Source organism: Rhizobium centroccidentale, from assembly GCF_030182565.1.
Lineage (GTDB): Bacteria > Pseudomonadota > Alphaproteobacteria > Rhizobiales > Rhizobiaceae > Rhizobium.
The window spans coordinates 17,329-30,163 of record NZ_JAQJCG010000037.1; the positions used below are offsets into that span (position 1 = coordinate 17,329).

12 protein-coding genes are annotated in these 12,835 nt (G+C 60.5%); 2 read left to right on the forward strand and 10 right to left on the reverse strand.

Going from position 1 to position 12,835, the window contains the following annotated elements; translation table 11 throughout:
• Nucleotide 1 precedes the first annotated feature (1 nt).
• The 10 genes from PH562_RS29480 to PH562_RS29525 form a co-directional block, all read right to left on the reverse strand.
• Nucleotides 2–1,093, reverse strand: coding sequence for an LLM class flavin-dependent oxidoreductase (locus tag PH562_RS29480; RefSeq protein ID WP_285177417.1), 1,092 nt, complete (start codon nt 1,091–1,093; stop codon nt 2–4).
• On the reverse strand, nt 1,090–2,817 hold the full coding sequence (locus tag PH562_RS29485) for a dipeptide ABC transporter ATP-binding protein (protein ID WP_285177419.1): 1,728 nt from the start codon (nt 2,815–2,817) through the stop codon (nt 1,090–1,092). Before PH562_RS29485 ends, PH562_RS29480 begins: the two co-directional genes overlap by 4 nt.
• A complete protein-coding gene (locus PH562_RS29490) occupies nt 2,796–3,644 on the reverse strand; it encodes an ABC transporter permease (protein ID WP_285177420.1) in 849 nt (282 codons plus the stop codon). Before PH562_RS29490 ends, PH562_RS29485 begins: the two co-directional genes overlap by 22 nt.
• Complete coding sequence (locus PH562_RS29495) at nt 3,641–4,651, reverse strand: ABC transporter permease (protein ID WP_285177422.1); 1,011 nt, start codon at nt 4,649–4,651, stop codon at nt 3,641–3,643. The genes PH562_RS29490 and PH562_RS29495 overlap by 4 nt, the downstream gene beginning before the upstream one ends.
• 38 nt (nt 4,652–4,689) lie before the next feature.
• Entirely contained in the window at nt 4,690–6,342 is a 1,653-nt protein-coding gene (locus PH562_RS29500; protein WP_285177423.1) for an ABC transporter substrate-binding protein, read from the reverse strand.
• Between the two features lie 269 nt (nt 6,343–6,611).
• Complete coding sequence (locus PH562_RS29505) at nt 6,612–7,214, reverse strand: 2-hydroxychromene-2-carboxylate isomerase (protein ID WP_285177425.1); 603 nt, start codon at nt 7,212–7,214, stop codon at nt 6,612–6,614.
• The gene (locus tag PH562_RS29510; RefSeq protein ID WP_285177426.1) at nt 7,211–7,792 is read right to left on the reverse strand and encodes a TetR/AcrR family transcriptional regulator; all 582 of its coding nucleotides are present in this window, start codon (nt 7,790–7,792) and stop codon (nt 7,211–7,213) included. Before PH562_RS29510 ends, PH562_RS29505 begins: the two co-directional genes overlap by 4 nt.
• A 38-nt stretch (nt 7,793–7,830) precedes the next feature.
• On the reverse strand, nt 7,831–8,874 hold the full coding sequence (locus PH562_RS29515; RefSeq protein ID WP_285177427.1) for a ketopantoate reductase family protein: 1,044 nt from the start codon (nt 8,872–8,874) through the stop codon (nt 7,831–7,833).
• Nucleotides 8,871–10,115 carry an acyl-CoA dehydrogenase family protein gene (locus tag PH562_RS29520; protein WP_285177428.1) on the reverse strand — a complete coding sequence of 415 codons (1,245 nt, stop codon included), beginning with the start codon at nt 10,113–10,115 and terminating at the stop codon, nt 8,871–8,873. Before PH562_RS29520 ends, PH562_RS29515 begins: the two co-directional genes overlap by 4 nt.
• A gap of 131 nt (nt 10,116–10,246) precedes the next feature.
• Nucleotides 10,247–11,347, reverse strand: coding sequence for an LLM class flavin-dependent oxidoreductase (locus PH562_RS29525; protein WP_113228943.1), 1,101 nt, complete (start codon nt 11,345–11,347; stop codon nt 10,247–10,249).
• 464 nt (nt 11,348–11,811) lie between these two features.
• On the opposite strand from PH562_RS29525, the gene PH562_RS29530 reads away from it, so the two are divergent.
• Nucleotides 11,812–11,991, forward strand: a complete 180-nt coding sequence (locus PH562_RS29530) for a hypothetical protein (protein ID WP_113228944.1) — start codon at nt 11,812–11,814, stop codon at nt 11,989–11,991.
• A complete protein-coding gene (locus tag PH562_RS29535; protein WP_095438441.1) occupies nt 11,981–12,604 on the forward strand; it encodes a helix-turn-helix domain-containing protein in 624 nt (207 codons plus the stop codon). Before PH562_RS29530 ends, PH562_RS29535 begins: the two co-directional genes overlap by 11 nt.
• Nucleotides 12,605–12,835: the final 231 nt, after the last annotated feature.

Genomic DNA, 12,835 nt, shown 5'->3' on the forward strand with positions numbered 1-12,835 from the left:
GTTACGCGGTCGGCGACCAGCCGAGGCTCGGGGCCACCGTCTGGGCGAGATCGGTCAGCAGCCGCACATTCTCCGCAAGACCGAAAGCAGGCGGCAAGAAGAGAACAATCTCGTCGGCCGCCGCCAGACCCGGGTCCTTCAGCACCGCCTCGATCACCTGGTCGGGGGTGCCATGGAAGACCGGAGAAATCTGGATGCCCGGTGGCTGAATGGCCGGCGCGGTCGGTTCGAGGGCGCCGCTGGGGCGGGAGGCCCCGATCCCCTTGGTTCGGCGCTCGAGGTCGTAAGCGGCATATTTCTCCCGCAATTCGGCGGCGGTGCCGACCAGGATCGATGCCGCGACCGTGACCGGCGGCGGCTCGGTGCCCTGCTTCTGGCGCCATGTCGTGCGGAAAGCATCGATGGCGCGGGCCTGATATTCTCCGAAGCTCTCGCCCTCGGCGTGGTCGTGCTGCACGGTTCCCGAGATGAGGCCGATGCCGAGCTCGGCAGCCTGCACGGCTGAGCTCAGGCTCGCCGAACCCTGCCGGATACGGGTCCGCAGCGTCCGGCTGTGCGGGGTTACCCGCAGTTCGGTGCCCTCCGGGGCGCCCTGGCCGGGACCATCGACGGTGTGCAGCACCTCGCCGGCGATTGCCGCAAGAAAACGCGCCTGGCGGCGCTTTGCTTCTGTCCGGGCATCGGTATCGACCGCACCGAATACCGCGTCGAATGCAGCATTGGCGCCGGTCGAGATGGCAAGCTCAAGCCTTTCGCCGATGAGCAGGTCGGCGGTGGCGGCTGCCTCGGCAAGCAGGATCGGGTCCTGGTAGCGCATCGGGATGACAGCCGAACCCAGCGTGATGTGACTTGTATGCTGGCCGGCGGCCGCGAAGAATGGGATCGGAGAGGACAGGTAGTGATCGAAGTGACGCTGATAGGCCCAGCCCGATTGATAGCCAAGCCGCTCGGCTGCCTTGAACAGCTCTATGCCGTCGCGCAGTCCCTGCGCCGGACCGGCCTCATCGTTGAACGATACGCGGGTGTTGAAGCCGAGTCGCCGCTTGGCGCGGAATGTGGCAGGCAGGGTGCCGGCGGGGGCAACGATACTCATGCGATCTGTTCCTGGCTGATGATCCGGCGGAGTTGCGGGAGCGGTGCGCGGGCAGGGCTGGCGGTGGCCGGGATCGATTCCAGCAACGACACCGTGTAGGGCTCGCGTGGATTGTCGAAGATGTCCCTGACATTGCCGTGTTCGACGATGCGCCCGCGTTGCATCACGGAGACGGTATGGGCAAATTGGCGCACGAGGGCCAGATCGTGGGAGACGAATACGTAGGTCAGGCCAAGGCTTGCCTGCAGCGAGAGCAATACCTCGACGATATCGGTCTGAACACTGACATCAAGTGCCGACGTCGGCTCATCGAGCACGATCACTTCCGGCTTCAGGACCAGCGAACGGGCAATCGCGACGCGCTGCCGCTGACCGCCGGACAAGGCCTGCGGCTTGCGTGAAAGCAGGTGCTCGCCAAGCCCGACATCGGACAATGCTTCGCGGACCCGTTCCGCCCGCTCCGCATGAGTTCCGATGCCGAACCTGTCGAGCGGCTCGCGCACGAGCTGCCCGACCCTCCAGGTCGGATCGAGCGATGTGAATGGATTTTGATAGACGAGCTGAAGATGGCGCCATACGGAGCGCAGCGACTGGTGTGAGCGTCCGTTGAGTTTTTCCCCAGCGACCGAAATATGACCGGCGTCCGGTTGATCGAGCCCGAGCAGCAGCCGGATCGTCGTCGTCTTTCCGGAACCCGACTCGCCGACCAGCGCGTGCGTGGTGCCTGCCGGAACGGTAAAGGACACGTCATCGACGGCCGTCAGAACCTTGCCGTCGACCGTGAAGCTCTTGGTGATGCCCTTGACGTCGATCTTCGGTGCCTTGGTGCTGTCGGCGTCGAGGAAACGAAAGCCAGGGTCTCGAAGCTTGTGGTAACGGTCCGGATTAAGTGCCGGAACGTCGGCATGCAGCTTCTTTGCGTAAGTCGATGTCGGCGACGAGAAAACCGCTGCGGTACTGCCCGCTTCCTGAACGACGCCATCCTTGAGCACGACAAGAGAGTTTGCACGTTCGGCTGCGATTGCGAGGTCATGGGTAATGAGCAGCAGACTGATGTCCAGGTCCTGCTGCAGCCGTGAGAGCAAGTCGAGGATTCTCTTCTGGATCGTGACATCAAGCGCCGAGGTCGGCTCATCGGCGACGAGCAGCTGTGGCCGCGGCAGAACCGCAAGTCCGATCAGGACGCGTTGAAGCATGCCGCCGGACAGCTGGTGCGGGTAGGAATCATAGACACGCTGGGGGTTGTCGAGCCCGACCTGGGCGAACGTCTCCAGGACAAGCGCCCTGCGGATCGCCTTGCTGGGCTCGTCGACAAGAGCTGCGGCTTCCATCGCCTGGGCACCGATTGACCGCACCGGGTTGAGCGCATTTCCCGGGTCCTGCGGCACGAAGCCGATAGTCCGGCCTCGAAGCTGGCGGAAGCGGCGCTCGGAGAGTTGCAATATGTCCTGGGCGTCGATCGCGATGCGGCCGGTCGCCTGTCCCGTGCGGGGAAGCAATCGCAGCGCGGCGCGCGCAATGGTCGACTTGCCCGAGCCCGATTCCCCAATGAGCGCAAGGCTCTTACCGCGCCCCAGTTCGAAGCCGACATTGCTGACGACCTCATGCGAGCCGTAGGAAACGGATAGGCCCTCCACCTGAAGCAATGGCGTTGGCCGCTGCGGCATCAGCGCATTCTCGGTGATACGGGTGGGAACTGTATTCAGTCTATCTTGCGAAGCCATCGGCTGATCCTATTCACAGAGAGGACGGTCGCGATCGTGACGAAGGCGGGTGCGTAGACCAGCCATGGCCACTTGAGGTAGTCCTTGCCAATCGAGACCAGCAGACCCCAATCGGAAGCTGGCGGCGGATCGCCGTAGCCGAGGAAGGCGAGGCTGGCGATCACCAAGATCGAGTCGCCGAACTGCAGCACGGCAAGGGGGAGCACGGAGCGCGATGCGTTCGGCAGGATGTGCCGCCAGAGGATGTGCCAGCGCGAGCCACCCGAAAGGAAAGAGGCCTCGATGAAGGTCGCCTGCCTCGTCTTGATGACTTCCGACCGCATGACACGGGCGAAGACGGCTACCGACGAGATGCCGGTGGCGATCGCGGCGTTCGTGGTGTCGAAGCCGATCGCGGTGACAACGATGACGGCAAGCAGGAATTTCGGAATGGCAAGCAGGACATCGACCAGCCGCGCAAGCGCGATATCCACGCGGCCGCCGAAGAAACCGGCGAGCAGGCCGATGAAACCGCCGGCGACCGCACCGATGACGACGGCAATCAGCGCACTCCTGACCGAGGCGGCCGAGCCATAGACGACACGGGTGTAGAGATCGCGGCCCAGCTGGTCGGTTCCGAACCAGTGTTGGGTACTAGGTGCGAGCAGCTTTTGAGAGGGAATGCCGACCGCCGGATTATGGCTGGTGAACAGACCAGGTGCGAGCGACCAGGCGATCACGATCGCCACGATCACAAACGAGAGCGCGACGGGCGCCGGCAGTCGAAAACCGGCAAGCCGGCTACCGGCGGTAAGACGCGAGGAAGTGTTGGTCGAAACGAGCGTCATGACAGCACCGACTTCGAAATTCCCGCAGAACCTTCATCAGAGGTGACGGGTCGGCGCTCTGCGGCGCCGAGCAGTTTCACGCGCGGGTCGAGCAGCGGATAGACAAGATCGGCGATCAGGTTGACCAGCACGAAAACCACGGCGGCGAGCGATACGACCGCCTGCAGGACGGGCAGGTCCTGGGTGCTGACCGAGCGCTGGACCAGACTGCCGATGCCGGTGCGCCCGAACACCGCCTCGGTGATCAGCGAGCCGCCAAGCAATTCGCCGATTGTCAGCGCGACGACGGTAATGACCGGAAGCGAAGACGGCTTGAGGAGATGCTTGGCAAAAAGTTGCAGCTGGCCAAGGCCGCGGCTGCGGGCAACGGCGGCATATTCTTGCCCCGACTCATGATCGAGATTGGCGATAAGCACTTCGGCGATCTGCGCCGAGATCGGAATGCCGAGTGCGACCGCCGCGAAAAAGGTTGCCCAGAAGCTATCGGGATTGATAACACGGAAGAGACCGAGCTGAAAGCCGAAGATATGGATCAGCACCAGCCCGATCACGAAATTCGGCACCGATAGGAACAGGGAGGGGAAGCCCCGCAACAAGCCCTGTCCGAACTTTTTTGGCAGGAACTGGGTGCCATAGGCGATCACGATCGCCAGGATCAGCGCGACGACGAGGCCGGCAAAGGCGAGAACGAGCGTTGAGGGCAGCACCTCGGCGATCATGGTCGTCACAGGACGGTTGGTTCGCATCGACAGACCGAAGTCGCCGATGAGGAAGTGGGACAGCGATGTCGACAATTGCACGAGTACCGGCTTGTCCAGGCCCTGGGCGGCAATGATTTCCTGGATCTCCGCCTCGCTAAAGCCGTTTTGCGGGTTGCGCAGAACGTTGGTGACGGGATCGCCCGGCAGAACGCTGACGACGATGAAGGTGAAGACGTAGGTCAGCAGGATGACAATGACGGCCTGGACGAGGCGCTTTGTGGCATAGCTAAGATAGGCATTGTTCACGCCGATCACCTCCTTGCGTTCCTTGGCTGTGCTGCGGGTTAGTCACTGATCGTGGCCGTGTAATAGCTGGCATAGGCGACGCCGTTGTATGTCTCGCCTTTGAGCTTGGGAGACTGGACATAGATGCGCTGGACCATCTGTGTGCGCGGAATGAAGTAGCCCTGCTCGAGGACATATTTCTGAAGCTCATCCAGCAGCGGGTTTCTGGCCTCGAGAGAACCAGCGCTGGCGATCTTGTCGCGCAGTTCGTTGATCTTCTGGTCGCTTTCGCCCAATGCGAACCAGTTCTCGCCGTTATTGGCGTTGGTCAGGATGCTCGCGACAGTACCGGCGTCGATGAAGCTGCGCGTCACCTCATAGGCCGGCACGCCGGCGCCGCCATATTGAACCTTCTGGCCGTAGGTCACGACGTCATAGGCCCGGATATCGACCTTCCAGCCGATCTTGCCGAGCTGTTGGGCAATGAGTTCGTCGATCGACCTCGAGGTCACGAGATATGGGTTGGAATTGAGCGTCAATGACAGCTGCTTGCCGTCCTTGGCGCGTATGCCGTCGGCCCCCTTGATCCAGCCCGCCTCGTCGAGGAGTTTCTCGGCTCTGTCCGGATTATAGGCCAGAAGCTCGCTGTGATCGGTCGCGCCGGGCACGTTGCTCTGGATGAATGATGTCGCGAGCTTCCAGTCGGGCGTGTAGACGGTATCGATGATTTCCTGGCGATTGATGCCGGCCTGCAAGGCCTGTCGCACCTTGACGTCGTCATAGGGCGCGAGCTTGGTATTGATCGCCCAGCCGTTGACGAAGCCGAGATAACGCGGCGTCGCGACGGTAAAGCCCTCCTGCTTGAGCGACGTCAGCTCCTGCGGCGAGGCGTTATAGGCAATGTCCGCCTGGCCGGACTGGACGGCAGCGACTCGCAATGACGGTTCGGACACCAGCTTGTAGGTGATCGTATCGAGATAGGCCGGACCGGTATGGCCGACGGCCGCTGGACCCCAGTTATAATCCTTCCGTTTGACTAGCTTGACGAAATCGCCTTCCTTCCAGGAATCGATCACGTAAGGTCCGCTGCCGGAGGTCTTGCTAAGATCGGCCTGCTGCGCGGCCGGCTGGGCGATGGTCTTGGGGGAGATCAGAATGGAGCCGTGATAGCCAAGGGTCGGAATGAAACCGAGCGTCGGTTTTTTGAAGAAGACCTTCACCGTGGTTGCGTCAACCGCCTCGGCGTGGTCGTAAGTCTTCGGGAAGAGTCCGATTGGATTGATCCCTTCCTTCTTGCGTCCGGCATACCAGATGTCGAGATTGGCGACCGCGGCAGACGCATCAAGAGGGGTGCCGTCCGAGAAGGTCACACCACTCTTGAGATGCAGGGTGAACTCGGTCGCACTGTCATTCTGCTCCCAGCGCTCGGCGATCCAGGGGCTCACCTTGCCGTCGGCATCCACGTAGACGAGCTTGTCGGTTACGTGACCCCATATGTGGCCCTGGAAACTGGAAATCGCGCTGTTGTTCGGTATCCAGGTGTCGCCCAATGAATCGATGAGGAAGGTGATGTCGCCGCCATTGGCCGGACCGGCGGCACTATTTGCGGGAGTGAAGCCTGCCATCGCCACCAAAGCACCGGTCGCCACGGCGGATGAAGTGATCAACAAGCGGCGCCGGGTAATAGGCAGCGAAAGAGGGCGTTCTGTCATAGATAGATCCTGATGGTTCGGGTTCTGCGAATTCCTGAAGCAGAGCCTATTCAGGCAGAACCAAAAGGAGAAAGACTGGTTGTTCTTTTTCTACTAAATTTATGGATTATTTTGTCCGGTTTTGACTGATGTAGGGATCAGCATTTTTCGGGCCTGTCGGCGAGGGAATTGCGGGCTTAAAATCCTACTTGGCGATCAGCGTCTGCGTATCGCTCAAGGAGCGGTCGCAGACTTCAGGCCTGCTCGGCCTGAAGTCCTTCGGCGATATGTCAGGCCACCAGCTTTTCACCCGACAGATGACGTTCCAGGAAGGGCAGGCTGTCCTGCCCCCAATAAAGTTCGCCATCATAGCGGAAGGTCGGAAGACCGAAGACGCCAGCTTCTTTCGCAATGTCGCGATTGCTGCTCCAGAGTTCCGAGATATCAGGAAGCGCCGCGCGCGCCTCGAGCGCTTCACCGTCAAAGCCCGCGGCATCGGCAATCGCCTTTCGCACATCTGGGTTGCCGATATCCGCGGCAGTGCCCCAGAAGCCGTATTGTAGCGCGCGGGCGAGGGCGACCCAGTTCTGCCCTTCGAGCTGAGCCGCCAAAACTAAAAAGCCGGCGGGCGTCGGGTCGGACAGTGCTGAGCGATTGGTAAAGTCGAGCTGCTTGCCGCGAAGAGCGGCCCAGCGCCGAAGATCCTTCAGCCAATAGGCGCGGCGCGCGTCGGGACGATCGCGCGAATAGATCGCGCCATTTTCGACGATCAGCGGAATGAGATAGGGACGGATTTCAGCGCCGGATCGCGCTGCGACTTCGACAAACGCATCGAGGCCTATATAGGCCCATGGCGATCCGATCCCGAAGAAGTAATCAATGGTTTTGGTCATAAAGCTTTCCTTCCAGACGGGATGAATTGGCTAGTTGCCATATCGAAGACGGATAACGCGCAATCGCGCGCTACGAGAACAGCATGGGGGTCGCGGCCAACGGCAACCGTCGCCAGCGCCCCTTCGTAAAGCAGAGACATGTGCGCGGCGGCCTGTTCGGTGGGACACCTTGCGGCCGACATGACGGAACGGAAGATATCGCGCACGGCGTTCTTATGCTCGCGGGCGATGGAAACGACCCGCTCGGAGTCACCGTGCTCGGCAACCGCCAATGCGAAGGCGCAGCCGCGAAACTCCGGGCTGTCGGCCTTTTCGAACAGGCGTTCGAAAATCAGGGCGATCTGGTCACGCGGCTGTAGCGTCACGGTGGATGCGACCTCTCTCAATTGAAGAAGGACGCGTTCGTGACGCTCGGTCAGATAGGCAGCGACAAGATGATCCTTGGACGGAAAGTGTCGGTAGAGCGTGGCTTTAGCGACATTGGCTTCGTCGACGATGCGGTCGATACCGACGGCGCGAATGCCTTCCTTGTAGAAAAGAGTGCCGGCGGTGGTCAGGATATGATCTGATATTTTCATTGCGTCGGTCCGGATGCCGTCATTGCATAATCTCGGGACTAGCCCGCCTGATGTGCTTTCGGCCTCGAAGGGATGGGGGTGGAGAAAGACAGGTAGTTCTCAGCAAGCCGGCGCAGACTAGCGAAAGGAAGGAGCGCCGTGAAGCCACCTTGTTGCGCCGCCGATCCGGCAATTTCCTGGGCGGCGCGGTTATAGGGCGTCGCTATCCCATGCAGACGCCCGAGAAGGGTGATTTCGCCGTTGAGGTAGTCGACTTCGCTTGAAGCGCCGCGCGTAAAACTCTGCCAGGTCGATTGCTGGCCGGGTCGAATGCCGGAGTTTTCGGCGATCTTCCAGTGCGCTATGCTGACCGTACGTTCCGAGGGAGATGCAAATGTATAACCCGCCGCCTTGAGAACGGTCTCGGCCTCCTCGACAAGGGCCGCGCTGAACGTCGCTCGTTCGTCTTCCGCGCCGTCGAAGAGCTCCAGCACATTGCGCACATTGTGGAGGAGCTTCGCCGCCTTCCATCGCTTGATATCGTTCGTTGTCTCGGCGATGTAATCCGACCGGCTAAGATCCGTGACGATCTTGGCCTCGATCTCGTCCGAGCCTTGCGGATAGCGGCCGATGGTCGCGATAGCCACCTGCGGATCGCCCCCGACCACGACATGACCGGTTTCCGTAAAGCGGGCGGGCGTCAGGATGCTGGCGCCGTAAACATTCGGAAATAGTCTAAGAGCTGCCGCTTCCGTTGCCAGGCCATTTTGAAACGTGACGATCGGCAGGGCGGAGGCGGTCAGCCCCTCAGTATGCTCGATTGGCCGCCAGGCCCAAAAGGCGAGAGCTTCGGCGGCATCTTGTGATTTTACCGTCAGCAGGAGGATATCGGACCGCCTCAGTGATGGCGGCGCCGCCGTATCGAAGGCTTTCAGCCGAATTTTCCGGGTGCCGGCAGGCCGTTGGTAGGCAAGGCCGTGATCGATGATGTGCCTGATCTGGGCGCCGCGTCCGACAAGAGCGTAGTCGACGCCCGAAAGCTCAAACTGCGCGGCAAGGCTGGCGCCCACGGCGCCTGCTCCAATAATGACGTAGCGCGTCATGCTCGCCGCCCGGAAACTGCATTCAGGAACTCCCGCGCGTCTTCCGCCTGCCGTGAGCCGGAGGACACAACTGGCGTCTTTTCAACCGGGAGAAGATGAGGCGGTTCTTCTACCTTTCGGCTCCATCTGTCACATGCCGAGCGTCCGAGAATGGAAATAGACGTGTCTTCCTGGGGGGCGTGGACGAGAACCGATTGGATGTCGCGGAAATGTCGTTCGATCCCGAGATCGCCATTGAGACCGGGATTGCCGAGGGTGCGAACGGCAAGCTGAACGGCGTCGCGTATGTAGCGGGCCGCAAGAAGGCGCGCCCTGATGAGCGCTTCCGGTTCATCCAGCGAATGGTCGAGCGCATTGAACAGGATCTGTCTTGCACCGCCCACGAGCAGGTCGATCTCGCCGGCTGCGGAAATGAACCTTTCCGTTTTTGCGATCGGAACGCCGAGATTGGCGGGGATGCGTTCATGACCGAAACGGATGAAAGCCTCCTGGGCAGCTTCCGCAGCTCCGAGGTAGATGGCGGTGAGCGCGACATTGCCGGCGGCATGGGCACGATTGTCCTGCGTGCCGACGGAGACGTCGACGAGATCGAGGACGTGTTCGAGCGGCACCTCGACATCCTTAAACGCGACGTCGTGCGAGCCGCTTGCCCGCATTCCCAGGCTCTTCCAATTCTCGATCACCTTGATACCGGGAAGCTCAGATGGAACGACGAAAGTGCCGACGCGCTGCGGTGTCTCATCTGTGCGCGCCCATACGAGGAAATGGGTCAGGCCAAGTGCGCCGGTGACGAAACGCTTGCGCCCTGTGATTGCCCATCCACCGGCGGTGCGGCGCGCCAACGTGTCGGGGAGACCGCCACGGGCGGGAGAACCGAGCTCAGGCTCGACGCGGGCCGCGTTCAGCAGGATCGGGCGATTGCGAGCATCGTCCAATAAACGTCGATAAAGCGGCTCCGGCCATTTGCTGCCCGCTGCCTGTCCGAGATGGGTGAATATCGTCATAGCGCTAATCAGGGCGACCGAAGGATCGCCGCGACCAAGCGCTGCCAGAATGCGCCCGACATCGGCAAGACCGGCACCTTTTCCACCGAACCGCGTCGCCACCGTGCTTTCGAGAAGGCCGGCGGCATGGACGGCCTCGATGCCTGTCCAAGGGAAGGCGCCGGATTCATCTGCCGCCGCAGCTGCGGCAGCAAGCTTGCGGGTCACATCCGCCAGATCGATGGTGCTAAAGGACACTTTGCATCAGCCTCTTTGAAGCAGCGAGGGGCGCCATGCGCGGGCTTTGCCGCGCGATGGCTTGTTTTTGCAAACACAATCCGAATGGCGTTCGCCAAATTCCATTTGTTGGTGCGTGACAATGTGGGCGGTCAGGCAACCGCTTGCCGCGGTGTTTCCCGTTCCGCCAGATCCGCCCTGACGAGCGGCAGAATATAGCGGCCGTAATCGATGGCGTCGTTGAGGTTGTCATAGCCTCGGATTGAGATCAGATCCGCGCCGAGATCGACGTAATCGAGAATGGAGTCAGCAATCGTTCTCGGCGAACCGACCAGGGCCGTGGAGGCACCACGTGCATTCGTCGCTGTCACCGTCGGGTACCAGAGAGCCCGATCATGCACATCGCCGCGCGAGGCGATCTCAAGCAGGCGCTGCGAGCCGATATTCTGCGGGGAGGGAGCGGATGGTGGCACCTTGCCAAGACCTTTTGCGCGATTTTCTTTCAAAAGATCGAGGGTGCGATGTGCCTTGGCCCAGGCAAGCTCGTCCGTCTCCGCAACGATCGGACGGAACGTCACCCAGATCCGCGGGCGGTCCTTGCGCCCGGCGCGTGCCGCTTCGGCATGGATCCGGTCGATTTGCTGCTTGGTTTCAGCCAGCGGCTCGCCCCACAGGCCGAAGATATCGGCAAGCGCGCCGCCGATGCGATAGGCGTCGTCCGAGGACCCGCCGACCGACACCGGGATGGTGCCGTTCACTGGACGCACGCGGCTGTGGAATTGCTTGAATTGATAGTAACGGCCATCGAAGTCAAAGGGTTCGCTCGACTGCCAGACGCGTCGCAGGATGCGGATATACTCCTCCTGCCGTTCGTAGCGCTGATGCTTGTCGAGGAAGTCGCCTTCCTTGGCCTGTTCTTCATCGCTTCCGCCGGCAATGAAATGAACCACGACGCGCCCGCCGCTCAGCTGATCGAGCGTTGCCAGCGATTTGGCCGCGACCGTCGGATAGATCGTGTTCGGACGAAGGGCGATGATGATCTTGATATTCTTCGTGTGCGCCACCACGGTCGCGCCGATGGTAAAGGGATCGAAGGACGCGCTGTCATAGGGAATAAGGGTATAGTTGAAGCCGTAATCATCGAGCGAACGGGCATAACGCTCGATGAATTGTGGGTCGAGAGCAGGATTTTCGAGAGGGTTGAGCTCGGTCGAGGCATTTGGAAAGGTGACGCTGATGAATTCGGTCGGCATGTTTATGTCCCTATGGTTTGCTTCACCGGATTATGGATGGGATGCTAACGTCACCGGAATGCCGCAGAAAGACAGGTCGTTCTTTTTCTACAAAATTTGTAGAATATTTATGCTTTGAATCCGTCCGACCGAGATGTGGAGGTTTCGCCGAATAAACGTCGTCAACGATCCCGCGCTGCCATGGTTCGGGAAACCGATCGCGTGCGACGCGGACTTTGCCATTCCCGATGGGCACGTGAAGCACGCTGGAATGCGACTGTCGCGGCTACAGATCCACGGATGGGACCTGTCTTATAACAGGAAGATCGACGACCGCATGATCCAGCGTTTCTTGGGCAGGCCTTTCGTCGCAAACGCGCCCTTTTGCAAAAACATTTCGCCGCTCTTGCCAAGATTGGGTACGGCTCTCTCCACAGTAGTGCAGTGAAACAGTAGATTTATGGCGTTAGATTTGAGGAACCAGAATGTCCCGTCAGGCTGCCAATATCATTGATTTCCAGGCCTATCGCGATGCCCGCGAGAAAACGTCAGCGGTGGCGCCCTCTGTCGGCGCGATTTGGCCGGCCCAGCCGTTTCTGATGTGGGTGCCCTTCGTCGGTTTCATTCCCGTGATGCCGTTCGGCAATCAAGCCTATGGCAGCTGAACTGGGTGGGCCGCTGCATCTGGTCTCCAGGGCGGAGGCAATCGACGAAATTTCGACATTGACCGGTCAAAATCTGCGGCGTCTGAGAACGCGGCGAGGCTATTCGCTAGATCGGCTGGCCAAGATATCGGGCGTCAGCAGGGCCATGCTCGGGCAGATCGAAACCGGCAAGAGCAGCCCCACGGTCGCTATCCTATGGAAAATCGCGGCCGCCCTCGAAGTATCCTGTGGCTCGCTGATCGCCGAGCCGCATGAAACGGCTCTGCAAGTGTTGACGCACGCGAAAGCGAAGGTTCTTTCCGCGTCCGACGGACGATTTCAGACCAGGGCGCTCTTTCCGTATGAGAGCGAGCGCAAGGTCGAGTTTTACGAGCTGCGAATTGCTCCCCACCATACTGAAACTGCGGAGCCACATCGGTCGGGCACCGTTGAAAATCTCGTGGTGTCGCGCGGTACGGTGGAGGTCGTTGCCGGCAGACATGCGCCGCAGATCCTTGGCGAAGGTGATGCCATCATATTCGAGGCGGATGTTGCCCATAGCTATCGCAACATGACCGGCAACGAGGCGGTGCTATACCTCGTCACCACTTATGTCGAGGAAGTTCGCGGCTGAATTTGCGCCGCGCGAATGAAAAAGCTAGCCCCAAAGCGCGTTGCGATCTTCTAGATTCGCTCCTCGCGCTTCAGGTTTTCTTTCCACATATATCACGCAAAACCACAGCGCAGTTAGGTGATATGCTTCAGAGCTAGAGCGGTTCAGATTTTGTTTGAATCGTGGATTCCCTTTTGATGTCGAATATGATTCAAGATGCTGGCTGAGAGGAGGTCAGCATTGATGGTCGCA